We start from the raw sequence: 26,644 nt of genomic DNA on the forward strand, positions 1-26,644 counted from the left end.
ATTCTTCATTTTTATAATAGCTGGTTTTTAAGATTTGAGCGATACACTTATATTTGAGAGCGAGGTGTATATCATGACGAAATTAACAGTTCTTGTTACAGATGACGATCAAGATATTCGTGATGGTATTGAAATCTATTTAAAAAATGAAGGCTATCATGTCATTAAAGCAGCAGATGGCTTAGATGCATTAAAAAAGCTAGAGAACAATGAAGTACATTTAATTATTTTAGATATCATGATGCCAAACATGGATGGAATTACAGCAACCTTTAAAATTAGGGAAGAGCGCAATATTCCAATTATCATGCTGAGTGCAAAGGCGGAGGATGGCGATAAGATTCATGGATTATCGGTTGGAGCAGATGATTATGTGACAAAGCCATTCCATCCATTAGAGCTATTGGCACGTGTAAAATCTCAGCTACGACGCTATGTTCAGCTAGGGACGTATAATGAGGGTGCTGCAAAGGTGGAAATCGACGGACTTGTTCTTGATGAAGAGGCAAAAGAGGTTGTATTAGAAGGAGAGCCTGTTCGACTAACCCCGATAGAATATAAAATTACGGAATTATTAATGAAAAATGCAGGGCGTGTGTTTTCGATTCGTGAAATTTATGAACGTGTTTGGAATGAGGAAGCTTATAATGCTGAAAATATTGTAGCTGTTCACATTCGGAAGATACGTGAGAAAATTGAAGCTGATCCGAAAAATCCACGCTATCTAAAGGTGGTATGGGGCGTTGGCTATAAAATGGAAAAATAAACTAGAGAAGTATATGACAATTACAGGATTTGTAGCAGGCGTTGTTGGACTCATTTATTTTGGTGTTTATGCCTATCAAATTGTCAATTCTCGCTCCTCAGAAGTTTTACAGTTACTAGAAAGAATTTTTTAGAGGAGTGTAAAGACTTATGGTGAAAAAATGGAAATCCCTTCTCGTATTAATGTGTTTAATCTGGACGGTTTTCGGTGTACTTACTTTTTATCATGTGGGTTATCAGTATATTGGTAAATCATATTTCGAATCAGAAAATTTCCAGCATGAAATCGATAATTTCACTGCAGAACTAGGACCGTTAGTAATCAACGTTCCGAATGCACAGGAATTAAAAAATAAAATAGAGATTACCCAAACTGAAATAGAGGATCATCGTAATTACTACGGTACATTAGGACAGCAGATCGATAATATTAAAGCACAATACGAACAGCGCATTCAGGAAGCTGTAGATGCCAATGCAACAGAATTAAAGACAAAGCTAGAGACTGAACGCGATACTAAAATTAAAGATATTACAGCAAATTTTGAAAATGATGAACATGTACGAAAGAAGATTCTTGCAGAAAAAGAAGCGCTTATTGATAAATATATCAAAGCCGCACAAAGTGAATCCAAAAGCTTTAGTAAGACCTACGACTATTGGTCTTATGAGTTGACAAATACAGAAACAGGTAAAATTTACCGTTCTGGTGATGTTTCTGAAAGTAGTGCCTATAAAATAAAGTATACTGATCGAAAACCGCTATATGCATGGAATATTAGTGATAATTTAAGAGATATTTTTTACCGTACAGAAACGTATGTGAATGTAGATGACCTTTACGAAACGACAGAATATACAGGTGTAGTAGCTATCTCTAAAAAAGCAGTAATGTCAGAAGATGTGATACAAGGAGGATACCAACAATTTCAACAGTTTCAACGCAATCAATATACCCATTACTTTATTTGGATTACAAGTATTATAATGGCCGTCTTTGTTTGGAGGGGGCGTAAGGACGTATTACAAATTGTTAGGAGCATGAAGGAAAAAGATCTTTTATCAAAGTATAAAATTGATGTGCAAATTATTCTTTTGTTAATAACGGGCCTTATGTATTTCATTTCAGCACAAGTTGTTTTTGAATCGATTGAATATAATTCAATATATAATTATAATTATGTGCGTTTTATACTTGATATTGCCTTTAAAATAGCTGTTTTAATGGTAATTGGCAGTGCCTTCTTTGTGCAATTAATATGGTTGTATACAAGAGTAGATACTTTGAAAAAGCTAGAGGGAAATGTGAAATCGAGCTATTTATGGTCACTTGGGGATTCCCTTACTGATTTATTTATTAATCGTTCGATTGCATTGCATTCCATTGTGATGCTAGCTGCAGCATTCTTTGGAGGAGGTAGCCTTGTCGCTTTCATGGCTGGAGTAGGAGGTTTCGCAGTCCTTGTGCTTGGTATTTGTATGCTTATAGGATTCCCTGCTATGATTGTTTTCCTATCAAGAATGGGTTATTTAAATCGCATTATGAAAGATACGAAGGATATGGCTGAAGGTCGTTTAAACCGCGATGTAAAGATAAAAGGGAAATCACCGCTTGCAGGTCATGCAGAAAACCTCAATCATTTACGAGAAGGCGTGCGTACGTCTATGCATGAACAGGCGAAAAGTGAGCGTTTAAAAACAGAGCTAATTACAAATGTGAGTCATGATTTACGGACTCCTTTAACCTCTATAATAACGTATACCGATTTACTGAAGAAACCAAATATTACAGAAGAAGAACGTCAACAATACATTCATATTCTCGATAAAAAATCTGAACGTTTAAAGGTGCTAATTGAAGATCTATTTGAAGTATCGAAAATGGCAAGCGGTAATATTGAACTTCATCGCAGTCGAGTTGATTTGACACAGCTTATCCAGCAAGCAGTAGGAGAGCATAAGGAAGATCTAGCACAATCTAATTTAGATTTACGAATGACGATGCCAAATGATCTAATTTATGCATATGTGGATGGTCAAAAGTGGTGGAGACTCATTGATAATTTAATTGTCAATGTCTTGAAATATGCGCTTGAGGGAACTCGTGTCTATGTGACATTAAAGCGTACGGCTGATGGCGATGCTGAATTTACAGTGAAAAATGTAGCGAAGTATGAAATTAGTGAGGATGCTGAGGAATTATTTGAACGCTTTAAACGTGCAGATGCTTCTCGTCATACAGAGGGCTCGGGGCTTGGATTAGCCATTGCACAATCCATTGTCGATTTACATGGAGCAAGGATGACCATTGATGTAGATGGAGATTTATTTAAAGTAATTGTTCGAATTCCAGCAGTTTAATGGTAAAAAGGCGGCAAACTTCTGCCGCCTTTTTTATTATAGACCTAAATTTTTGGCGATAATAACCTTCATGACTTCATTGGTTCCTGCATAGATGGACATAACAGGTATATCTCTATACCTTCTAGCAATCTTATATTCCTCCATATAGCCATAGCCACCATGCAATTGCATGCATTGCGTAGCAAGGTCACGTGCATTTTCAGTAATCCAGTATTTTGCCATAGACACTTTAGTCACAACATCATTCCCTGCGATATGCTCTTCAATCAAGGATTCTAAAAATGATTTACCAAGCTCAATTTTAGTAGCCATTTCAGCTAATTTAAATTGTGTATTTTGGAAGTCACCAATTGTTTTACCAAAAGCTTGGCGTGATTTCACATAGTCTAGCGTTAATGCAAGCATATCCTCAGCGGCTGTTTGTGCGGCAATCGCTACGGCTAATCGCTCTTGTTGTAGTTTTTCCATCATATAATGAAAGCCCTTGCCCTCTTCTCCAAGTAGGTTTTGCACAGGCACTCGACAATCTTCAAAATAGAGTTCAGCAGTATCTTGGGCATGCATACCCACTTTTTCGAGCTGCCTTCCTTTTGTAAAGCCAGGTGTACCTTCTTCAATAACAAGTAGGCTGATGCCACGATGCTTTTTTTCAGCCTGTGGATTTGTTTTCACTGCGACAACCGCTAAGTTTGTGTGGATACCATTTGTGATAAAGGTTTTTTGACCATTTACAATATAATGGTCACCATCGCGAATAGCCGATGTTTGGATATTCGCCAAATCTGAACCTGTACCAGGCTCGGTCATTGCAATAGCGGTTATATAGTCGCCTGTAACACACTTAGGTAGCCAGCGTGATTTTTGTTCGTGTGTACCATATGCCTCAATATAAGGTACGACAATATCATTATGCAAGCCGACCCCAATAAGGCTGGAGCCTATACGTTCAAGTTCTTCTTGAATAATGACACCAAAGCTGAAATCCAGGCCCAGTCCACCATATTGTTCTTCTACTTGTGGACAAAGATAGCCCATATCACCAAGCTTACGCCAAAAAGAAGGCGGAATAAGATGATTCTTTTCCCATTGTGCATAATGCGGTTCAGCTTCTTCAGCTAAAAACTTACGAAAGGTTTTACGAAATAACTCATGCTCTGTTGTTTCAAATTTATAACGTGTCATTTGAAATAGCACCCCTTTTTCCTCGTAAATGCGTAAATTTGCTCGTTCATCTACTATGTTACTGGAAGATTTGTGAAAATCAAAGTAACTTTTCAGGTAGAATGACAAAAATGTCATCTATATACAATGAAATGTCATGTAAAACGAGAGTAACTAATGAAATGAAAAGGTAAACTTATATTTGTCATTGAATAAAGTGACAAGTTCCTATTTTCTCTAGAAGATTATTCAAGTGCTTCAAGCAATATGATTGTTAAGTATAATGATATAATCAATTAAATTATAGAAAGAAAGTAGAGGAGTTGGTTATGCCAAAAGTAATCGGCGGTGTTCTTTTAATTAGTATTTATAGTGCGTTGACTTTCTATTTAGGGTGGGGAGTAAAGCAGTGGCTTGTGGCAATGGGATGGTTCCGTTTTCCAGTCCTGTTTTGGTTGGTGCTGTATATTGTTGCTTTTAGTATTATAATCGGAAGATTACACGAGTCTTTACGAGTGTTTTCTGTAATCAGTAATTACTGGATGTTTATCTTTGAATATGGCTTATTGCTATGTTTAGCTGCACAGTTCATTATTTGGTTAACACCTTTTAAAAATGTACAAATAATTGGTAGTGTAGCAGTTGCAGTCTTATTTTTGCTAAGTATCATTGGCTCTTATTTAGCCTATTCTCCAGTTGTTCGTCATTTAGAAATAACAGTTGATAAAAAAGACAGTGAGTTAAACACACTAAGAGCTGTTGTGGCGTCTGATTTTCACTTAGGTGTTTTATCACATAAAAGACATTTACAACGTTTTGTAAGTTTAGCTAATGAAGCACAACCAGATATCGTGTTGTTAGCTGGGGATATCGTGGATGATGACCCGAAATGGTTTGTTCAAGAGGGCATGGCAGATGTCATGAAACAATTAACATCTACATATGGAACATATGGTATATTAGGTAACCATGAATATTATGGCAAAAAAATTACTGAATTTATCAAGGAAATGGAAAACGCCAATGTAAAAATGCTACTAGATGAAACAATTCTTATAGAAGATGCGTTTATATTAACAGGGCAAGAAGACAGGACGAATAAAGAAAGAAAACCACTTGAAGTATTAAAGCATTCTGCTAACTTACCATGGCTTGTGATGAACCATACACCTGATGACTTGATCACACCTTCGAAAATGGGTGTTGATTTACATATGTCTGGTCATACACACAAGGGACAACTATGGCCAAATCAATATATAACAGCTCGTGTATTTGAACTGGATTATGGTTATAAGTTGAAGGAACAGATGCATACACTTGTTTCATCAGGCTATGGCTTCTGGGGCCCGCCGATGCGAATTGGCAGTAGATCAGAGCTTTGGGTAGTAGATATAAAATTTCAGTAGTATGTGATAATCTGGAAATAGGCTTCTTAGGTGAAATGGCAGTAGTATATGAAAACAGAGTATTTTATAATAAGTGGGTATTTGATTAAAAAAGGTAAGGTGACATGGTGGAAATTATAGAGTTATTAAAAGCGTTGATATTAGGCTTTGTCGAAGGTATGACAGAATTTGCACCAGTATCTTCTACGGGTCATATGATTATCGTGGATGATATGTGGTTAAAGACAGAGGAGTTTTTGGGAAAATATCCTGCCAACACATTTAAAATTGTTGTACAACTTGGATCCATATTAGCGGTTATCGTAGTTATGTGGAAACGCATGCTAAGCTTAGTTGGTTTATATAATATTGAAGGTCAAGCTAAGTCCATAAATGGTCGCTTTAACTTATTGCATGTTATTGTTGGGATGCTACCGGCAGTTGTCTTAGGTTTTGCATTCAAGGATTTTATTGATGACCATCTTTTTAAAGTAGAACATGTTATTTATGCGCTAGTGGCAGGAGCAATTCTAATGATTGCGGCAGATAAATTGGCACCGAGAAAACCAAAGGTAGATTCTTTAGATAAGATTTCCTATGGTTTAGCATTTAAGGTAGGGCTAGTACAATGTCTATCTCTATGGCCAGGATTTTCTCGTTCAGGTGCAACTATTTCTGGTGGGGTACTCTTTGGTATGAGTCACCGTGTTGCAGCTGATTTTACATTCATTATGGCTGTTCCAATCATGGCAGGAGCTAGCCTCGTATCCGTTTTGAAAAACTGGGATACTTTATCAATGGACTATTTTGGATTCTACGCTGTCGGATTTATTAGTTCATTCATCTTTGCATTACTGTCCATTAAGTTTTTCTTAGCACTTATTTCAAAGGTAAAATTAATGCCTTTTGCCATTTATCGTTTAGTTTTAGCCGCAGTTCTTTGCGTTATCATTTTCATGTAAACAATAAGTCACGCTTCTTCTCGAAGAAGCAGTGGCTTTTTTTGCGTTAAAATTATTGAATCATTCATCCATTTTTTCATTAAAGTGAAGGGAAATGAGTATAAAGAATCATATTTAAACATAGAATAATAGCAAATTATAATAATATTAGACATCATTTACCTATATATTGTTCATTTGGTTGATTTGAGATTATAATTGATACATAAAGTATCTAATTATTTGTTGTTTTTTTATGGATTATAGGAGTATAGACTTATTAAAGTATATGATTAAAATATGAGGTGGAGAAAATGTTTCAACTTATCAATAGATCCAAGAAAAATACAATTGAAATAAGCAATGAAACAACTATCGGTATTTTTATTGAAGATTCAGACCGTCTACTACAATTAAATCTTGTAGGGTTAAGTGTGCATGATCTTCAACTGATTAATAGTTTAAAACCATATGTAGAAAGAAATGTAGTAGAAGTGGTAGGGGCATTTTATCATGCAATAGAAAGTGTTCCTTCTTTACAGGAGGTTATTCAATCACATAGTTCCAGCGAGCGTTTACGTCAAACATTGCGTCACCATATTATTGAAATGTTTGAAGGGCGAAGAGATGAAGCCTTTTTAGAAAAGCGAAGACGTGTGGCAAAAATGCATGTGAAGATTAATTTATATCCGAAGTGGTATCTAGCAGCTTTTCAAATTCTAGAGAAATCACTCCGGAAAATAATTTATGAGCTTCGATTACCTAAAGGTGAGGAAGAGAAGTTTTGTGATGCTATCAGTAAAATATGTAATTTTGAACAACAAATTGTTTTAGAAGAATACGATAGCTATGCAAGTATATTAATTGAGGAACAACGTAATAATGTTAGGGACCATGTAAAGGAAGTCATAGGTGGAATTTCTACACAATTAGAGGTTCAATCACAAACTACGACTGAAACAGTAGCAGAACTTGTATATAGCGCACAGCGTGTCAACACTTCTTTGAAGGATAGTATGCATGAGGCTGAATCTATGCAAAAAGTGTCTAGTGAAGGTTATACTAAAATAATATCTATTAATGAACAAACAGGGAAGATTCATCATAAAACCGTTGAAATGGCAAATATGGTGGAGCAATTAGATGCGTCTTCTTCGAAGATTAATGCCGTTGTAGAAATTGTCAAAAGTATTTCAGGGCAAACAAATTTACTTGCGTTGAACTCTGCAATTGAGGCCGCACGTGCTGGTGAACATGGTAAAGGCTTTGCAGTTGTTGCAAATGAAGTACGCAAGCTTGCGGATCAAACGAAAAGCTCTGTTGAACAAATTGCTGAGTTGATCATGATGTCGAATGGTATCACAACACAAGTAGTACAAGCCATTCAGGACATACAGGAGCTTGTGAATAGTAGTATTGAACGGAATGCAGAATCTTTAAAGGCATTTGATGCGATTTCTGGATCTGTAGAGGATTCAATCTCGAATTTTCAAGAAGTCGGCAATCAAGTATCTGAATTAGCGACTATTATTGAGTCAATTGGTGAATCATCTGAAGAATTAGAGAGGGTGGCTAATCGCTTAAATACAACAATCAGAGAGTTTTAAAAGAAACAAAGCTATGCATAAAATCTATGCATAGTTTCATGTTGTTGAAAAAAGAAGATGTTAACGGCAGAAAAAGCAACTTTGCAAGGTGAGAGGTTGATTTCCGTTCCGCCAGCGTCCTTTCCAGGGGGCGTCCGATGAGCCGCTTCACTCACTAACGTTCGCTCCAGGGTCTCCTCTGTGACGCTAAATCCCCTAGGAGTGACGCTGGCTCCACTCCAATCAACCATTCTGAAAATGTCTTTCATACTAGTAGTAGTGAACAAAATAGCCCACTATTTGTCTTATTAGAGAGAGGAGAGGCACTTATTTTTAATGTGAAGAAGTGATGCGTGACAACACCCCTCCATAAAGAGTAGTGAACACCTTTACTTTATTTGAAAACCTTTGCTAAAAAGGTAACACTTTTGTAGGTTGAAGTGGAAGGCTACTTGACCATAGCCGTGTCCTTAAGAAAACATCAGACATCCTATGCCAGATTTTCGTGTGTTTATCTTCTGTTTAAAATGGGTATTACACAAGGAGTGAGGGAAAAATGGCCTCACTAAATAAACTATACAAATTATCCATCCAAATATTGGGTTTACATCGACTTTTAAGAAGTTTTGCGTTTTTTACACTTTAGGCAAAATGACGAAACGTTTCGGGTGAGCGTATCGAAATAGACATATAGCTGTTTTTTCGAATGCCACATACTTTTTAAAAGTCGATTTATTTGTTTCGCAATCAACCGGACCGTCTTTCTTTCACTAATCCTCCGTTTTCTTGTCACCCACAGATCATTTCTCATCATTCCCATGATCATTTCAGTCAATAAAAGCACAATACTTTGAAGATAGAAATGACATAACCATCGTTCAATCTTCACCTTCTTCATCTTATCGACTTCTAAATCTGATTTCCATGTTTTAAATAAGAGCTCGATTTGCCAGCGTAATCGGTAAAGTTCATGAATTTCACTTGCTGGCATATCCTCTGGTACATTTGTTAAATAGATGACCACTCCAGGTATTTGTTCTACTTCATTTTTATGGACTTGCCCTTGTTTCTTTTGACGTCTTCTTTTTTCCCGCTTGTGTAGCTCTTTTTCCTGTTCCTCTGAGAGGCGATAGAGAATACAACGTGCAGGCATTTTTTCGTGTCGTCCTACAAATAATTGGGACCACTCTTTGTATTCGCCACGTACCATTTCTAATGCGATTTCTTCTAAATGAATTTGTTTGTAACGGCGACTTTCAATCAATTTCCCATTTGGATGACGAGGTGGATGACTTACTTCGACAAACAATTGCGTATCTTTTTTCGTTTTTGTGATATAGAAAGCACCTTTTGCGTGCACCTTTTTAAAAAAATCGAATTGAAAATAGCCTAAATCCTGTAGAACCAGTTCTCTCTCCTGAATCAAAGGTAATCGCGTCATTCCTGCTGGATTATCGGCATCACGTCCGTTCATTAAATCAAAATAAAGTAGCTGTTGGGTTAAATAATCAAACTCCACTTGCACTTTAACAGACGAACAATGGACACCCTGAAAATTTCCCTGATAGGCATCTGGCAATTTGATCGTTGTGCTATCTAAAATACGTATTCGAGTAAATGTGTATCCCGTTAGCTTGGGGAAGGCGAGTTGAAGCTGCGTTTTGAATAATCGTCCAAAAATGGTTTCCAAAAAAGTAACAGCCCGTTCATCAAAGCGTTTATTAAGAGCCGATTTCGTCATAAATATATCCTGCTCCGCCAAGTCCGTACAAAGCGTTTCAAGCGAATCACTGATAATCTCACTCTTTTTCAAAAACAGAAAGTGTAAAAATTGTGCCGCACTAAACGAACGCTCGCGTTGAATAAAACCCGATAATCTACCCACCTCTTTTACTTCATTTTTCCCAAGTATCTGAAAAAGTGGCGCAAGTAATTGAATATTTTCTGGTTTCATTTTGCTGGACCTCCTTTATCAAGTGTACTTATCTATACCTTGATAAGAGAAATATGAACCCACGAATAAAGGAAATCACTAAGGACACGGCTATGGCTACTTGACTCCCGTGGGATAGCGAGACAGGCGAGCCCCTGCACGGAGCGGGAGCGGAGGAAGCGGCTCGGCGCTCGCCCACAGGAAAGCAAGTAGCCTGCAACGGAAACCATTTTCACCTTTCACAAAAATGCTATTGATGGTTTTGTTTTTCAACAATATGAAGCTATGCATACAATCTATGCATAGTTTTTTAGTACTGTGAATTAGGATAAAAGGTCTTATTTTATGGATAAATCAACTAATAGGCTGATGAATTAGCTAATAACAATCTCTTATAGATAGATGAAGACTACAAAACCCTAGAAAATGCTTGTTTTAAGTGTTACGCTATAGGCGAATTAGGGAATTGATTAGAGGGGTGTTTGGAGCATGAAAAAGAAATTATTTATAACACGTAAGTTTCCTACACATATTGTTGAACTATTACAGGAGTTTTACGAAATCTCACAATGGGATGAGGAAGAGATAGTGATCCCACGTGAAAAATTGCTAGCAGCTGTCGCTGACTGTGAGGTGCTGTGGGTAACGATTGCAGATCAAGTAGATGAAGAATTACTTTCACATGCACCCAACTTAAAATTAGTGACGAACTTAGCAGTTGGATATAATAATATCGATGTGAAGGCTTTAAAGAAACGAGGCATTATGGCGACGAATACGCCTGGGGTATTAACTAATACGACTGCGGATTTAGTATTTGGCTTACTGCTTGCAACTGCCCGTAGAATTCCAGAAAGCGAAAGATATTTACGTGAGGGCAAATGGAAAAGCTGGTATCCAATGCAACTGGTTGGCAAGGATGTATCAGGAGCCACAATCGGCATTATTGGCATGGGAAGAATTGGCCAAGCCGTTGCTAGAAGAGCAAAAGGTTTTGATATGAAAATCTTGTATAATAATCGCAGACGTCGTCATGAAGCGGAAGAAATGTATGGCTTCCAGTATGTTTCGCTGGAGGATATTTTAAAGCAATCTGATTTTGTTGTGATTATGACGCCTTATAATAGTGATACGGAAGGACTCATTGGAGCACAGGAGCTTGCTTTGATGAAGGAGGATGCGGTATTAATTAATGCCTCACGTGGTGGAATTATTGATGAGGATGCCCTGTATGACGTCCTGAAAAATGGGAAGCTTTGGGCTGCAGGATTAGATGTATTTGAACAAGAGCCGATTGCGATGAACCATCCTTTATTAACACTTTCGAATGTAGTAGCTCTGCCACATATCGGTAGTGCATCATTAGAAACGAGAACGGCCATGCTGATGTTAAATGTAAAAGCATTGACAGCATATGGACAAGGTAAGGCAATATCCAATCGAATTGATTAAAAGAAGGAGCATATCGGCGAAAGATATGCTCCATTTTTTTTATCTATTGAATAAATCGAATAAGCCGCCGATACCGCCTTCACCTTTAGACTGACCGCCTCCGCCTTGCGAAATAGGTGCTGCTGCAAAGACACGGCTGGCTAAACGGCTAAATGGTAATGATTGTACCCACACTGTGCCAGGACCACGTAATGTAGCAAAGAAGATTCCTTCGCCACCAAACAGTGCAGTTTTTACGCCTCCAACCATTTCAATATCGTAATCCACATTGGATGTCATTGCTACAAGACATCCTGTATCTACACGTAAAACTTCACCTGGTTGTAATGTTTTTTCGTGAATGGCTCCACCTGCATGTACAAAGGCCATGCCGTCACCTTCAAGCTTTTGCATAATGAAACCTTCACCACCGAAGAAGCCTACACCGATTTTTTTCTGAAATTCAACGCCAACAGACACACCTTTAGCTGCTGCTAAGAATGCATCTTTCTGACAAATAATTTTACCGTTTAATTGGCTTAAATCCATTGGAATAATCTTACCTGGGTATGGTGAAGCGAAATAAACATGTTTTTTACCTGAGCCAACATTTGTGAATGTTGTCATGAATAAGCTTTCACCTGTTATTAGTCGTTTTCCAGCACCTAATAATTTTCCCATTAGACCACTTTGTGAGCCACCTCGTGAGCCGTCACCAAAAATAGTTTCCATATGGATCGAATCATCCATCATCATTAACGCTCCTGCTTCTGCAACAACTGTTTCCTGAGGGTCAAGCTCAACTTGCACATATTGCATGTCGTCACCAAATAACTTGTAGTCAATTTCATGATTATTCATAAAGGGATTCCTCCAAAAATAAATTTAATGATACTGTATACGATTATAAGCTACATTGGTTTCAATAGAAAATTAAATATTTTAGAAAAAAAGGGAATTAGTTAGAAAATGTCGAATATAAAAAACTAGAATGTGTATTATTTATTTTCATTTAACGAAGGGTATTGTGAATATACATAACCTTAAGAGGCTTCTAAATTTAGAGGTCATCCTCTATATTGAGGTAATGAAGTTAAGTGGAAATAAAGCCTCTGGCAGTTGTCACCGATTATTATTGAAATGCTAGTATTACATGGTGTGATGTATATTGAAAATTCGGAATTTTGACATATTTTATCTTCGTTAAGTAAAAGATTCCTACCTTCAAAATGAATAAGATATTCTATTCTTTTGGTGGAGGATCAAATATGGATTGTATGGAGATAAAGCCAATGGTAGATGTCACGGATAGTGAAACGTGCAAGCACATTACACTGCTCGGACGCAATTATTCCAAGGCGAAATGGATTCTGGTTAAATTCATAGACTTATACCTATGGAATACGACTGGTACAACAGCTGAGGCATCAAAGAGTATTTCAGGGGGTGTATGTAGTGGAGATTAAAAACTATATCGGTGGTAAATGGATCACACATTCACATTTACAAAGTATAGCAGTGACGAACCCTGCAAACGGTGAGCAGCTTGCTACCATACCGCGCTCTACTTCAAATGAGGTAGGCGAGGCTGTAGCTGCTGCCAAACAAGCACAAAAAAGCTGGGCACTTATACCAGCTCCAAAACGTGCAGATTATTTATATGCCATCGGTCAAAAAATGAAAGAGAAAAAAGAACATTTGGCGACCGTTTTAACAAAAGAGATGGGCAAGGTCATTGAAGAAGCTAGAGGAGAAGTACAAGAAGGAATCGATATGGCATACTATATGGCTGGTGAAGGACGCAGATTGTTTGGTGAAACAACACCATCTGAGCTTGCCAATAAATTTGCTATGAGTGTAAGGGCACCTATAGGCGTTGTAGCGCTCATTACACCTTGGAATTTCCCTGTTGCTATTGCCACTTGGAAGTCATTTCCTGCTATTGTTGCAGGGAATACATTCATTTGGAAACCGTCTAATGAGACACCGATGATGGCCTATGAAATGGGTAAAATTTTTGAGGAAGTAGGCTTACCAGATGGTGTAGCCAATATCGTATTTGGTACAGGACCTACAGTAGGGACAGCATTAATTGAACATCCTGACGTCAAGGTTATTTCGTTTACAGGATCTACGACAACGGGCAGTAAAGTAGCTGAGCTTGGCGGGAAGCATTTGAAAAAGGTTTCATTAGAGATGGGTGGAAAAAATGCTGTTATTGTCATGAATGATGCTGATTTACAGCTAGCTACAGAAGGGATTTTATGGAGCGCATTTGGTACTGCTGGGCAAAGGTGTACAGCATGTAGCCGAGTCATTGTGCATAAAGATGTAAGAGAACAATTAGAAAAACGTCTCTTAGATGAAATGCAAAAACTCACAATTGGGGATGGTCTAGACGAGGAAGTTAAAATTGGGCCAGTGATTAATAAAGCAGCATTGGAAAAAATTAATCACTATGTGCAAATAGGTAAACAGGAAGGTGCCACATTATTAGCAGGCGGCAGGATATTAAATGAACCACCTTATGATAAAGGGTTCTATTATGAGCCAACATTGTTTACGAATGTGAAGCCTGACATGATTATTGCCCAAGAGGAAATCTTTGGTCCAGTCGTTTCTCTAATTGAAGTAGCAAGTTTGGAAGAAGCAATTGAAGTAAATAATGGTGTGAAATTTGGCTTGTCTAGCTCAATATTCTCACAAGATGTCAATACAATTTTCCGCGCACAGCGTGATTTAGACACAGGTATTGTTTATGTAAATGCCGGCACAACAGGTGCTGAAATCCATTTGCCATTTGGAGGTACAAAAGGGACTGGAAATGGACACCGCGATTCAGGTGTAGCTGCCCTGGATGTATATACAGAGTGGAAAAGTATTTATGTAGACTACAGCGGTAAATTACAAAGAGCACAAATCGATACAGAGTAACAGATCAACGAAAGGGGATGTTCTTGATGAAAGTTGTTGTATTAGGTGCAGGTTTAATGGGGAAAGAGGTAGCTCGTGATTTAATAAAAAACGATAAAGTTGGGCGTGTGTTTTTAGGAGATATCGATGTAAAAGTAGCACAAGAGTTTGTCGACTCGCTGGGCTCAAATAAGGTTGAGGTTGTAGAGCTTCATGCAGAACGAGACGACTCGTTAATGGATGTTATTTCAAAAGGTGATGTTGTCGTTAATGCGCTATTTTATTCGTTCAATGAGCGAGTAGCGAGAGCAGCGATTGAGGCAGGCGTACATTCCGTAGATTTAGGAGGCCATATCGGTGGTGTTACAGAGAAGATACTAGATCTTCATGAGGAGGCAAAAGTAAAGGGCGTTACAATTATCCCTGACTTAGGCGTTGCTCCTGGTATGGTCAATATTCTAGCGGGCTATGGTGCCTCAAAATTAGACGAAGTAGAATCTATTAAACTATTTGTTGGTGGTATTCCAACTGAGCCAAAACCTCCACTTCATTATACACGTGTATTTTCTCTAGATGGCGTATTCGATCATTATACTGAGCCTTCAAAAACGATTCAGAAGGGCAAGCTTGAAGAAGTTCCATCCCTATCAGGCGTTGAACCTATTTATTTTGATGATTTCGGTGTGCTTGAGGCATTTTATACATCTGGTGGAATCTCCACATTGTATAAGACATTCCCGAATGTCCGCACATTAGAATATAAAACAATCCGCTATAAAGGCCATGCAGAGAAATTTAAACTTTTAGCAGACTTAGGCTTCCTTGATTCTGCAAATAAGGTCGAAGTGGATAACCAAGAAGTTCCTGTTCGTGCAGTCGTACGAGAGGCACTCAAAAAGAAACTTGAATTGGGTACAAAACCTGATGCTGTATTGTTACGTGTGATTGTAGCTGGTGAAAAAGCCCAGCAGCAGGTGACATATGAATATGAAATGGTTGTACGTAAGGATATGACAATTAATGAAACAGCTATGGCACGTGCTACCGCAAATACGATTTCAGTTGTAGCTCAGATGATTGGTGCGGGTGCTATTACAGAGCCTGGTGTATTCCCGCCTGAAGCAATCGTGCCAGGTGATACGTATATTGAAGAGATGGCTAAACGTGGCGTGGTGATTAAAGAGACATCACATAAGTCTACTATGATTGTGAAATGGTAGGTGCTGACCATGAACTTTGAAATGTCCACTGAGCAGGAAATACTACGAAAAACAGTAAGACAGTTTGTTGATGAAGAAATCATTCCCTACATTGCAAAGTGGGATGCTGAAGGTGGCTTTGATGCTAAAATTTGGTCGAGGCTTGCTGAGCTTGGCTTAATGGGGGTTTGTGTTCCCGAACAATACGGTGGTAGTGGGATGGATTATAATGCACTTGCTATCGTATGTGAGGAGCTTGAACGAGGAGATACAGCATTTCGCACAGCTGTATCTGTCCATACGGGCTTAAATAGCATGACCTTAATGCAGTGGGGGACGGAAGAGCAAAAGCAGCGATACCTTGTTCCGCAAGCTAAAGGTGTTCGGATAGGAGCATTTGGTCTCACAGAACCAGGTGCTGGGTCTGATGTAGCTGCCATGTCAACAACTGCTGTCCATGATGGAAACCATTATATCCTCAATGGACAAAAAACGTGGATCTCCTTATGTGATATTGCAGATCACTTTATCGTTTTTGCCTATACAGACAAATCGAAGAAACATCATGGGATTAGTGCGTTTATTGTAGAACGTTCCATGGCTGGCTTTACATCTAAAGCGATTAAAGGCAAATATGGGATTCGTGCTGGTAATACAGGTGAGCTCTTTTTTGAAGACTTACGCGTGCCAGTTGAAAACCGACTTGGCGAAGAGGGCGAGGGCTTCAAAATTGCCATGTCTGCGCTAGATAATGGTCGATTTACAGTAGCGGCAGGTGCTGTTGGTTTGATCCAAGCTTGCATAGAGGCTAGTGTGAAATACTGTCATGAGCGAGAGACATTTGGTAAACCTATTGGTGAGCACCAGCTTGTTGGACGAATGATTGCTAACATGGAAGCGGGCTATCAAATGAGTCGTCTCCTTGTCTATCGTGTTGGTGAATTGAAAAACAAAGGTGTTCGAAATACTCGAGAGACATCATTGGCAAAATGGCAGTCTTGTGATTTTGCCAATAAGGCTGCTGATGATGCGGTACAAATTCATGGAGCATATGGCTATTCAGACGAGTACCCAGTTGCTCGTTATTTAAGAAACTCCAAAGCACCTGTAATTTATGAAGGAACTCGCGAAATTCATACTATTATGCAGGCTGATTATGTGTTAGGAAGACGACAAGATAAGCCATTAAAAAATATGTTGCCTAAATGGCCATTTGAAGAATAAGAGGCTGGGACAAAAAGAAAAAATGTTAGACCAAGATATAATTGGTCTAACATTTTTTTGATTTAGGAAGGCATATTTAACTTCTTAAAGTGAAAAAGCTAATATCCATTTTTATTGTTTTTCAATATAATCGAGTTCTGTCCCAGCCTCTTCATGTTGTTGAAAAAAGATGATGTCAACGGCAGAAAAAGCAACTTTGCAAGGCGAGGGGTTGATTTCCGTTCCGCCAGCGACCTTTCCAGGGGGCGTCCGATGAGCCGCTTCACTCACTAACGTTCGCTCCAGGGTCTCCTCTGTGACGCTAAATCCCCTAGGAGTGACGCTGGCTCCACTCCAATCAACCATTCTGCAAAGTGTCTTTTCTTTTTTTCATAGTAGCATAGTGATTAAATCGCCCATTATCTGTATTCTTAGAGGGGATAAACTCTTATTGGGGAAGTGATGCGTGACAACACCTCTTCATAAAGAGTAGTGAACACCTTCACTTTATTTGAAAACCTTTCCTAAAAAGTTAGTGGGTTGAAGTGGAAGGCTACTTGACTCCCGTGGGATAGCGAGACAGGCGAAACCCTGCACGGAGCGGTAGCGGAGGAAGCGGTTCGGCGCTCGCCCACAGGAAAGCAAGTAGCCTGCAACGGAAATCCATTTCTACCTTTCAATTGACTGTTTTGTTTTTCAACACTAAGAAACGAGAAGGAAGTATTTCCCTCTCGTTTTTTTATGTAATCACAGCATACTTAGAAAATTTCAGAAAAATGTAACTTTCCGCATTTTTACTAGTCTAATTCATAAACAAGTATATGAAAGAGAGGAAAAATGATGAAAAGTAAATGGTTCGCAATTATGCTGATTATCGTTTTAGCTATCGTGCCTGGCATTTTCACATGGATAGTGAATACAGATGTGACGGCAAAGGCCGCTAGCGCAAGTATGGCAACACAAAACTGGCAAGCATCTTTTTCAGTTGCTTTAAAGAAAAACAAAATTACTGAAGAATATGTCTTTATCACTACGGAAAAAGGACGCAAAGTAACTGCAACAATTGAATTGTTGGAAGATCAGAAAACGGTAGTGGTGAAAAATTTAGCACCAGGTAGTTATCAATTGCATGTGAAAAAGGAGGCCTTTGCACAAGGCGGACTGAATGTAGCTTCACAGACAATTCCATTTACAATTATCGAGACATTAACAGCTGTCAAATCGGAGAAAGAGTTACAGCAGTATTTTAAAAAGTTGTTAACAACTCAAAGAGTAGAAATTAGAGAAGACGAGAGTGCCCAAAGTTCAGCAAGTGAAGATAAAGCAACTGCTAATAATGAGTCTACAACCAATAATCAAGTAGAAGGGGTAGAAGAGGGAGACATAGTTGTTGTAAAAGATGGCTTTATTTACACTGCAAAAGATCAGAGCATTACAGTTGTGAATGCTAAAGATCCTCAGAATTTAAAGATGGCTACAAGTATTAAATTAAAAGAATCCCAATACATTTCTAAGCTTGCGCTATATGACAATCTATTAATTGTCATCGGGGATCAATATATTGAAAAAGCACGAACAGCCATGGTAACAGCATCATTTTATGATATTTCAAATCCAAGCAATCCAAAGCATGTACGTGATGTGGGGCAAGAAGGCTTCTTACAGGATATTCGAATAACGAAGGACACATTATATTTAATCGGTAATATGTATCCGAATTATTGGATGCTACAAGAAGACAATAAAACCGATTTAAAGCCGAAAACATTTGATAGTATGGCAGGATCAGAGTACAAAAATCTGCCTTTAGAAAAAATCTCAATATTACCAAATACGATGGATGGTACCTATAGTTTAATTACGGCTGTCGATTTAAAAAATGGGGCTAAGACAACGGCCAATACGAAAGGGTACTTAGGTGGAAGTAGTGGTCTTTATATGTCAGAAAACGCCCTGTATCTAACGACACCAATGTATGAAAGCAGTAATGATATTTCATCAGAAAAGCGTGTTATGGATATGATTTGGTTACCGAGATCAGCTGACACCCAAATTTTTAAATGGAATGTCGATGGAACGACTTTGAACTTTGCTGGAAGTACTGAAGTAAAGGGAACTGTTTTAAATCAGTATTCAATGGATGAATATAAGGGGAACTTCCGAATCTTTACAACAGAAGGTAATACGTGGGATGAGAAAAGTACTTCCTATAACCATCTCTTTATTTTGGATGAACATTTAAAAACGCTCGGTTCAGTTAAAGATATGGCCCCTGGAGAAAAAATATATTCAGCTCGCTTTATGGGGGAAAAAGCATATGTGGTGACATTTAAACAAGTAGATCCACTGTTTGTTATTGATGTAGCGAATCCTAAAAAGCCCACTGTACTAGGAGAATTGAAGATTCCTGGCTTCAGTAATTACCTACATCCATTAGATGAAACGCATTTAATTGGTATTGGTTATGATACGGAGCAGCGCTATGATTCTTATACAAAACGTAATTTTACCGTGACAACCAATATGAAGATGTCCCTATTCGATGTATCAGACTTCCGAAATCCGAAAGAGCAATCGACCGTAAAAATTGGTGGGAAAGGCTCCTCTTCTGAAGTGCAATACAATCCTAAAGCGCTATTCCGCAATAAAGAATTCAACTATTTTGGCTTCCCAGTAGTACTGTATGAGGCGGGGAAGGGAGATGAAGTTGTATATCAAGGTCAGGGTGCTCAAATTTATGAGATTACTGCTGAGAAAGGGATTGTATTGAAAGGAAATATAATCAATCGTAATAATGATGAGTCATATGAAAAGTGGGAGCAGGTTGTACAACGAGTTGTCTATATAGATGACACTCTTTATACAATTGCGCGTAACGAAGTAAAGAGCTATCAGCTAAATGACTTCAAGCCATTAGATACATTAACAATAAAATAATAAGAAAGGTCCAATGAATAACAAAATTCATTGGGCTTTTCATGTTGTTGAAAAAGATATTGTCACTTGTAGAAAAAGATTTTTTGACAAGGTAAGAGGGATTGATTTCCGTTCCACCAGCGTCCCTTCCAGGGGGCGTCCGATGAGCCGCTTCACTCACTTACGTTCGCTCCAGGGTCTCCTCTGTGACGCTAAATCCCCTAGGAGTGACGCTGGCTCCACTCCAATCAACCATGCTGCAAAGTGTCTTTACTTTTTTTCATAGCAGCATAGCGATCAAATCGCCCATTAACTGTATTCTTAGAGGGGATGAGCTCTTATTTTCAATGTGGAGAAGTGAAGCGTGATAACACCCCTCTATAAAGAGTAGTAAACACTTTCACTTTATTTGAAAACCTTTGCTAAAAAGTCAGTGGGTTGAAGTGGAAGGCTACTTGACTCCCGTGGGATAGCGAGACAGGCAAAACCCTAAACGGAGCGGTAGCGGAGGAAGCGATTCGGCGCTCGCCCATAGGAAAGCAAGTAGCCTGCAACGGAAATCCATTTTCACCTTTTACCAAAATTCTATTGATTGTTTTGTTTTTCAATACAAAGAAAAGTCCAATGAATATCGAAATTCATTGGACTTTTTATTTGTCAATACTATTGGCGATATGGCAGTATCTCTGAAACAGTTACAAATTCATAGCCTTGCTCTTGTAAATAGGCAAGAACAGCGTCAAGTCCGTCTGCAGTGGATTGATGAATATCATGCATTAAGACAATGGCATTATTGTGTAAATTATTTTTTACATGTGGCAATAGTTGCTGTGCATTGCGATGTTTCCAATCTAATGTGTCAATCGTCCAGAGCACGACAGGGACAGGAATCTCCGCGTTAATTGTATCATTAGTTGCGCCATAGGGTGGTCTAAAAACAGTCGCACCTTGATTGATTGCTTTCTCTATTTCAGTGGCAGTAGTGTTATACTCTTTCATTACTTGTTCTTGCGTAAGCTTTGTTAATACAGGGTGGTTCCATGAATGGTTTCCAATTTCATGACCGCGCGCAAGAACATCTTTTACGATGTCGGGATAATATTGTACACGACTACCAAGCATGAAGAAGGTAGCTTTTGCGTGATACTTATCGAGAATATTTAAAATTTGCTCCGTCACTTTTGGATGTGGACCATCATCAAACGTTAAGGCAATACGTTTTTTATTTGGATCACCAGTTGGCGGTGGATTAATTGGTTTTACATTTTCCATTGCGATTTGAAACTCGGAGGCTAACAATGGGTTAATAAGCGAAAGGGGTAGTTTCACTATTGGGGTACCTGCTGCTCCACTAGCAATCTCATATTCATCGAAATAGAATTGTAATGAATCGTCAACAATAGCAAAGCGATTGAAGTTAGACCATTTTGGTTCCGTAGCTTTTAATAGTTCATCGTTGAAAAGCTCATCCTTTAATTGGAGGTTTTTTTGCAAATCTTTTCGGACGTTTACCGCCAACGTAGATAAGTTATTCTCATCATTTTGTAAGAGTGTTTGGATCGTAATTTGTTCGCCAGTTTCGTTGTTAATAAAGAATGTTTTTGTTGAGACTTCGTGATTGGCTCCACCTAGATATAGCATCTTTGTTAGCACAAAGGAATAGTAATGCTCTCGGTATGGAAACGTTTCAAGACTAATATTTAATTCACCCATAGCTTCTTTATCTTTAATTTTTTTCATCGATGTTAGATAGTTTTCTTTTGAATCCGATATGTATTGTAATACGGCATCATTAAAAACTTCGTTATCTGTTTGTGGGTAATGAATAGCAAATGGTGTTCGTTTGTCATTTGAAACGTCTGTCACAATACGTATGCCGGGAAACGCAGAACTTTCGGTCGATAAATGACTATTCACCGATTCCGTCTCGGATTCTTTTGAAGCACTAATCTTTTGAAACTTAAATTCATCCTTTGAAAGGATAATAAAAAGTATAATAGTTGTTAAGGTCACAATAAGGCTAAGTAATAAGAAATCAATTATTGGACCGCGTCTTTTTCTGCGTTCCTGCATGGTGTTGGATACGCTCCCCTCTTTTTTATTTTCTATACAATCAGACGTGTCAGTCATTAAAAAAGTTATACAAATCTATAATCTTTTTAGGTTATTTTGTGGGAATTTATAAAGATCACTTTTCCTTCTATAGTTAGTGAATTAATTGTAGTTGTACTTCTTTTTAAGAGGTTGTAAAATACCTACTAAAATAGAAAAAATCATGCGCAATATTAGTGAGACTGTGAAAATAAATTGAAAGATAACTAATTGCTTATGAAAAAATTTTCAGTTGAGTTTTTATTAGCAGTTCGTTAATATTGGCAAGGAACCTTTTGAAGGAGGCAGATAGCTGCAATGGTCTTACAAGATGCGGATAATGAACTTACGATTGACTGTTTGTTGCTTGCAGGGCGCATTATGATTGAAAGTGGTGCAGAAACATATCGCGTAGAGGATACGATGCTGCGTATGGCACATTCTCAAAATATGCCAAATGCTCAATGTTATGCCACACCAACTGGCATCATTTTTTCGTTAGGCAAGACACAGCCAACAAGAATTACATCAATTTCCAGTAGGGTTACAGATTTGCAAAAAATAGCCTTGGTAAATTCAGTATCTCGTAGACTCACATCTCAAATCATAACATTAGAAGAAGCTTATGACGAGCTAAAGTCGATACAAAAAACAAATTATTTTTTACCAACTTATTTACAAGTTTTGGCAGCTGCACTTGCTAGTGGTTGTTTCCTAATTATGTTTAAAGGTGGTTGGTCTGATTTTCCTATAGCTTGTTTAGCAGGTGGACTAGGTTTCCTAGTACTTGTAATAATCAATCATTTAACAAAGGTAAAGTTCTTTTCTGAATTTACAGCATCACTCGGCCTCGGCTTTGTGGCCTTCTTGGCAGTAAAGTATGGTTATGGTACTGAACTTGATAAAATTATTATTAGTTCCGTCATGCCACTCGTACCAGGTATTTTGATTACAAATGCTGTTCGTGATTTAATGGCAGGTCATTTTATGTCAGGGATGGCAAAGGGAGCAGAGGCCTTTTTAACAGCCTTTGCTATTGGTGCAGCAATTGCCGTCACACTAGGATTTTAGGAGGCGGACAATATGCAGATGATGGACATTATTATACAATTAATTGTTAGTTTTTTTGCGACGGCTGGGATTGCCATTATTTTTAATGTTCCTAGAAAAACATTACTTCATTGCGGTCTTGTTGGGGTAATTGGCTGGATTATTTACTATGTTCTAACAGAGCAAGGGATGGATGTTGTCAAAGCCTCTTTCTTTGGCTCATTTGTCATAGCGATTGTTGCTCATTTGTATGCCCGACGTTTTAAAATACCGATGATTATTTTTATTGTTGGTGGAATTATACCGTTAGTGCCAGGGGGCATGGCCTATAATGCGATGAGAAATGTGGTAGAAGATGATTACTTACAAGGCTTGCAATATGGCTTAAAGGCGTTTTTAATTACAGGTGCCATTGTTATTGGCCTTGTTTTTGCAGAAGTAATTATTCAACTCATATTCCGCTCCGTTCGTTCAAGTAAAGTAAAATTGCAAAAGGTTTATAAAAAATAGAAGGAGGCTGCGTGCACAATACACGCAGCCTCCTTATTCATTTATTGCTTTTTAGTCAGTAATAGTTCAATCTCTTCGGGTGTAACAGGTTTGCTAATATAATAGCCCTGAATGGCATCACAACCATAAGTGATTAATAGATCTGCTTGTTCAGCTGTTTCAACACCTTCAGCTACAACTTTCAATTCCATGGATTTACCTAGTTGTACCATACCATGCATAAGCTTTTGGCTCTTTTCAGATTTCAATAGTGAATTTGTAAAAGTTTGATCGATTTTTAGCGTATCAATTGGTAATATTTGCATATATCTAAATGAACCATAGCCCGTTCCGAAATCATCTAATACAAAGGAGATGCCTTCGTTTTCAAGCTTACGCATTTGCTGTGCGATAGATGTTGCGGCTTCAGCTTCTAAAGCAAATTTTTCAGTAATCTCAATTTGTAATAGGTTCGCTGGACAACCTGTTTTTGTGATCATTTCAAGTATGGATTTTGCCATATTTTTATCACGGAATTCACGTACAGAAGAGTTAATAGATACTTTTAAATCATAGCCAGCCTTTTTCCAAAGTAAAGCTTGTTCACAAGCCTTTTCCAGCATGAAGGACCCAATATTGTTAATCAGACCTGTTTCTTCTGCGATAGGAATTAACTCATCAGGCTTAACGACGCCTATTTCCTCATCTTCCCAACGTACGAGTGCTTCAACAGCAGTAACTTTTCCAGAATACACATCGATTTGTGGCTGATAGAGTACCTTTAAGTTCTTTTGATCAAGTGCTTGAAGTAAGCGCTTTTCAATTAATGCTTTACGATTTAAAGCTTTATGTGTTGCTGTTGATAAAGAAACAATTTTGTCTCCACCAGCTTCACGTACCGTTGAAATAGTAGCAATGGATGCCTTCATAAGCTGAGAGAATGTTGATTGATCCTCAGGATATCTAGTTATGCCTCCGCTAATAGAAATTGGTACAGCAATATTGCCACTATAAATCGGATGTTGTTGTAAGTAAGATAAAAAGCCTTGAATAAACCATTCACTTAAAGGCGTGATGACAACAAAATCATTTTCATTGATACGGGCCATCGTGCTATCTTGGAAATACATTTTTATACGATTTGTAAATTCAACAATAAGGCTTTGATCGATTTGTTGGTCATGCAATTCTTTAAGCGTATAAAATTTATCAATACTTAGATAAACAAATGAAAAATGTCTTTCATCGTCAATCATATTGGCAATTACTTTTTCAAGTCGATGTGCATTCATCAGACCCGTTTCTGTATCGATGTAAGCAATTTTTTCAAGTTGATGTTGAATCGTTTTTGACTTCGTCACATCTTTTTCAATTAAGATAAATTGTTGTTCGTTTGTTTCAAGGTTGACAAGAGGGATAGCCGTTAGTAGTACCCAATAGGATTGCCCTGTTTTTGTGACTTTTTCAACTTCTCCTTGCCACGTATGACCATTGTTTAAATTACGCCAAATCGTATGTGTTATTTTTTCACTCGTTTCATTATCCGGGAATAGCTGCCAAAAAGTTTTGCCGATAACACGCTTTGGTGTCCATTGGCTTGTTTTTAGAAATTCATTATTACATTCTAAGATAAATCCGTCGTGATCGAGTGTAACAGTCATAAAGGTTGCATCTAAACCTTGCTTAAGGTTTACAAAGGTACTGCAATGGGAGATAGCTTGCGTCATTAATTCTGGTAGCATAAAAATCAATAGAATAAAACGCTCTCCTTCATCTGTAAAAGGTTTAGTTAGCAGAGCTGTCGTTATTTCTGCATTTGAAGTGGTAAGAACTTGAATTTTTTCTAGATACGTGCTGTCCTCATTTTGTAAAATAGATTGAAATGTTTCGACAGGAAGCTGACGCAGTAGATTTTCGTGTATAGATGGAGTAGTATTTCCTTTAATATCATTAGCTGATAATCCAATCAGATGTTCAGCGCTCTTTCCCCAGACTGTCGCTTGTCCATCTTGATTAATGATAATTGCAGGAAAAGGAAGTGAATTTAAATAATGTTCATCAATCGTAAATGATTTATGCATATGACTCATGATTATTCGATCTCCTTGGGTAATCAATATATACTAATATTATAGATAATAATCGGGAATTAGTCATTATGAATATATTTGTAAATATTTGATAATGAAAAATAGTAGGACTTTTCTCGTGAAGTACAAGAAATGATTTGAAGAAAAGTGACAATTTTTAGTACGTATATAGGAAGCAGGATTGGTATGAAACGTTTAAAAGGAATAATATTTATTGTCTCGGGTGCTATGCTATGGGGAGCAACTGGCCCTTTAATGGAGTGGTTACTTAATCATACACCGTTGACCGTATCCTTTATGTTAACGATCCGTTTATCGGTTGCAGGTATATTACTACTTACATACTTATTGTTAACAGGAAAAAATATTTTTGGTATTTGGCAGCACAAGCTATGGGGAAGGCAGCTCATTGTTTTTGGTATTGCAGGTATGCTAGGTGTACAGTTTGCCTTTGTTGCTGCAATTAATGAAAGTAATGCTGTGCTGGCGACCTTACTACAGTTTTTAGCGCCAATATTTGTTGTTGCATATGTCTCTCTTAGTTTAAAGAAATGGCCACCAAAATATCAAGTGTTAGGTATTATTGGTACCCTTATAGGGTTATTTCTATTACTAACGAACGCATCATTTGAAAGTTTGCTTATTAGTCCAAAAGCCTTGTTGTGGGGTATAGCAGTAGGCTTAACATTTGCATTTTATACCTTGTATCCTGCACGCTTAATGAAGGAGTGGAGTGTGCTTTTAGTAGTTGGCTGGGGGATGCTGGTGGGTGGCTTCACTTTAGGTGTAGTAAGCCGTGTTTGGCAGTCCAATCAATGGGGCGTACTAATGGACTTTAAAATTTTTATGTTATTAGTTGCTTTAATATTTTTTGGAACAGTTGCTTTTATCTTATTTTTAAGTAGTATGAAATACATTTCGGCAGTTGAAACGAGCATTCTTTCCAGTATTGAACCATTAACAGCAATGGTTATTTCAGTTATTGTTTTCGGTACTTCCTTAGGTTTCTGGCAATTAATAGGTGTATTCGTTATGCTTGTTTGTGTAACATGGCTTTCAATAGCTGGAGAAAAATCATAAATATACTATAGAGTTAGGAGTTTTTGACTACCTTAAATTTTATC

21 protein-coding genes are annotated in these 26,644 nt (G+C 37.8%); 15 read left to right on the plus strand and 6 right to left on the minus strand.

The annotated features are described in order from the left end of the window. Positions 1-73 precede the first annotated feature (73 nt). Genes MHB65_RS01985 through MHB65_RS01995 form a run of 3 tightly spaced genes read left to right on the plus strand, consistent with a single transcriptional unit; the run spans position 74 to position 3,126 of the window. Entirely contained in the window at positions 74-766 is a 693-nt protein-coding gene (locus MHB65_RS01985; RefSeq protein ID WP_342442333.1) for a response regulator transcription factor, read from the plus strand. Then, complete coding sequence (locus MHB65_RS01990; protein ID WP_342442334.1) at positions 744-899, plus strand: hypothetical protein; 156 nt, start codon at positions 744-746, stop codon at positions 897-899. The genes MHB65_RS01985 and MHB65_RS01990 overlap by 23 nt, the downstream gene beginning before the upstream one ends. A gap of 16 nt (positions 900-915) precedes the next feature. Beyond that, positions 916-3,126, plus strand: coding sequence for a histidine kinase dimerization/phospho-acceptor domain-containing protein (locus MHB65_RS01995; RefSeq protein WP_342442335.1), 2,211 nt, complete (start codon positions 916-918; stop codon positions 3,124-3,126). Positions 3,127-3,162: 36 nt separating this feature from the next. Here the strand turns inward: MHB65_RS01995 and MHB65_RS02000 are convergent, their stop codons facing one another. Then, the gene (locus MHB65_RS02000) at positions 3,163-4,311 is read right to left on the minus strand and encodes an acyl-CoA dehydrogenase family protein (protein ID WP_205446654.1); all 1,149 of its coding nucleotides are present in this window, start codon (positions 4,309-4,311) and stop codon (positions 3,163-3,165) included. 308 nt (positions 4,312-4,619) lie between these two features. Between MHB65_RS02000 and MHB65_RS02005 the strand changes: the two genes are divergently transcribed. The 3 genes from MHB65_RS02005 (at position 4,620) to MHB65_RS02015 (ending at position 8,226) form a co-directional block, all read left to right on the plus strand. After that, positions 4,620-5,699, plus strand: coding sequence for a metallophosphoesterase (locus MHB65_RS02005; protein ID WP_342442336.1), 1,080 nt, complete (start codon positions 4,620-4,622; stop codon positions 5,697-5,699). 107 nt (positions 5,700-5,806) lie between these two features. Beyond that, the gene (locus MHB65_RS02010; RefSeq protein ID WP_279381330.1) at positions 5,807-6,640 is read left to right on the plus strand and encodes an undecaprenyl-diphosphate phosphatase; all 834 of its coding nucleotides are present in this window, start codon (positions 5,807-5,809) and stop codon (positions 6,638-6,640) included. Between the two features lie 293 nt (positions 6,641-6,933). Continuing rightward, positions 6,934-8,226: a globin-coupled sensor protein gene (locus tag MHB65_RS02015; RefSeq protein WP_342442337.1), complete on the plus strand. Its 1,293-nt coding sequence runs from the start codon at positions 6,934-6,936 to the stop codon at positions 8,224-8,226. A 595-nt stretch (positions 8,227-8,821) separates the two neighbouring features. Here MHB65_RS02015 and MHB65_RS02020 read toward each other — a convergent pair. Further along, positions 8,822-10,159: an IS4 family transposase gene (locus MHB65_RS02020; protein ID WP_342440973.1), complete on the minus strand. Its 1,338-nt coding sequence runs from the start codon at positions 10,157-10,159 to the stop codon at positions 8,822-8,824. 468 nt (positions 10,160-10,627) lie between these two features. Here MHB65_RS02020 and MHB65_RS02025 point away from each other — a divergent pair, with 468 nt between their 5' ends. Continuing rightward, on the plus strand, positions 10,628-11,590 hold the full coding sequence (locus tag MHB65_RS02025; protein WP_205446658.1) for a D-glycerate dehydrogenase: 963 nt from the start codon (positions 10,628-10,630) through the stop codon (positions 11,588-11,590). A 39-nt stretch (positions 11,591-11,629) separates the two neighbouring features. Here MHB65_RS02025 and MHB65_RS02030 read toward each other — a convergent pair whose 3' ends face one another. Continuing rightward, positions 11,630-12,430, minus strand: a complete 801-nt coding sequence (locus MHB65_RS02030) for a TIGR00266 family protein (protein ID WP_004229711.1) — start codon at positions 12,428-12,430, stop codon at positions 11,630-11,632. Between the two features lie 407 nt (positions 12,431-12,837). Here MHB65_RS02030 and MHB65_RS02035 point away from each other — a divergent pair, with 407 nt between their 5' ends. From MHB65_RS02035 to MHB65_RS02050, 4 genes are read left to right on the plus strand one after another with little or no spacing between them, the layout of a single operon-like run. Further along, positions 12,838-13,035 (plus strand): hypothetical protein, encoded by a 198-nt coding sequence (locus MHB65_RS02035; protein ID WP_205446659.1) that lies wholly within the window; start codon positions 12,838-12,840, stop codon positions 13,033-13,035. Continuing rightward, entirely contained in the window at positions 13,025-14,503 is a 1,479-nt protein-coding gene (locus MHB65_RS02040; protein WP_205446660.1) for an aldehyde dehydrogenase family protein, read from the plus strand. Before MHB65_RS02035 ends, MHB65_RS02040 begins: the two co-directional genes overlap by 11 nt. 26 nt (positions 14,504-14,529) lie before the next feature. Then, entirely contained in the window at positions 14,530-15,702 is a 1,173-nt protein-coding gene (locus tag MHB65_RS02045) for a saccharopine dehydrogenase C-terminal domain-containing protein (RefSeq protein WP_205446661.1), read from the plus strand. Between the two features lie 9 nt (positions 15,703-15,711). Then, positions 15,712-16,905, plus strand: coding sequence for an acyl-CoA dehydrogenase family protein (locus MHB65_RS02050; protein WP_205446662.1), 1,194 nt, complete (start codon positions 15,712-15,714; stop codon positions 16,903-16,905). 111 nt (positions 16,906-17,016) lie between these two features. Here MHB65_RS02050 and MHB65_RS02055 read toward each other — a convergent pair whose 3' ends face one another. Beyond that, entirely contained in the window at positions 17,017-17,175 is a 159-nt protein-coding gene (locus MHB65_RS02055; RefSeq protein WP_342442338.1) for a hypothetical protein, read from the minus strand. 546 nt (positions 17,176-17,721) lie between these two features. Between MHB65_RS02055 and MHB65_RS02060 the strand changes: the two genes are divergently transcribed. Beyond that, complete coding sequence (locus MHB65_RS02060; protein WP_342442339.1) at positions 17,722-19,821, plus strand: beta-propeller domain-containing protein; 2,100 nt, start codon at positions 17,722-17,724, stop codon at positions 19,819-19,821. 642 nt (positions 19,822-20,463) lie between these two features. Here MHB65_RS02060 and MHB65_RS02065 read toward each other — a convergent pair. Then, complete coding sequence (locus tag MHB65_RS02065) at positions 20,464-21,873, minus strand: polysaccharide deacetylase family protein (RefSeq protein ID WP_342442340.1); 1,410 nt, start codon at positions 21,871-21,873, stop codon at positions 20,464-20,466. A 336-nt stretch (positions 21,874-22,209) separates the two neighbouring features. On the opposite strand from MHB65_RS02065, the gene MHB65_RS02070 reads away from it, so the two are divergent. Both MHB65_RS02070 and MHB65_RS02075 read left to right on the plus strand, forming a co-directional pair. Further along, positions 22,210-22,962, plus strand: a complete 753-nt coding sequence (locus tag MHB65_RS02070; RefSeq protein ID WP_342442341.1) for a threonine/serine exporter family protein — start codon at positions 22,210-22,212, stop codon at positions 22,960-22,962. A 21-nt stretch (positions 22,963-22,983) separates the two neighbouring features. Beyond that, complete coding sequence (locus MHB65_RS02075) at positions 22,984-23,451, plus strand: threonine/serine exporter family protein (protein ID WP_175400783.1); 468 nt, start codon at positions 22,984-22,986, stop codon at positions 23,449-23,451. 41 nt (positions 23,452-23,492) lie between these two features. Here MHB65_RS02075 and MHB65_RS02080 read toward each other — a convergent pair whose 3' ends face one another. Further along, a complete protein-coding gene (locus tag MHB65_RS02080) occupies positions 23,493-25,520 on the minus strand; it encodes an EAL domain-containing protein (RefSeq protein ID WP_205446666.1) in 2,028 nt (675 codons plus the stop codon). A gap of 186 nt (positions 25,521-25,706) precedes the next feature. Between MHB65_RS02080 and MHB65_RS02085 the strand changes: the two genes are divergently transcribed. Further along, positions 25,707-26,600: an EamA family transporter gene (locus MHB65_RS02085; RefSeq protein ID WP_205446667.1), complete on the plus strand. Its 894-nt coding sequence runs from the start codon at positions 25,707-25,709 to the stop codon at positions 26,598-26,600. Positions 26,601-26,644 lie beyond the last annotated feature (44 nt).

The sequence above is a fragment of the Lysinibacillus sp. FSL K6-0075 genome, from assembly GCF_038592945.1.
Classification (GTDB): Bacteria; Bacillota; Bacilli; order Bacillales_A; family Planococcaceae; genus Lysinibacillus; species Lysinibacillus fusiformis_F.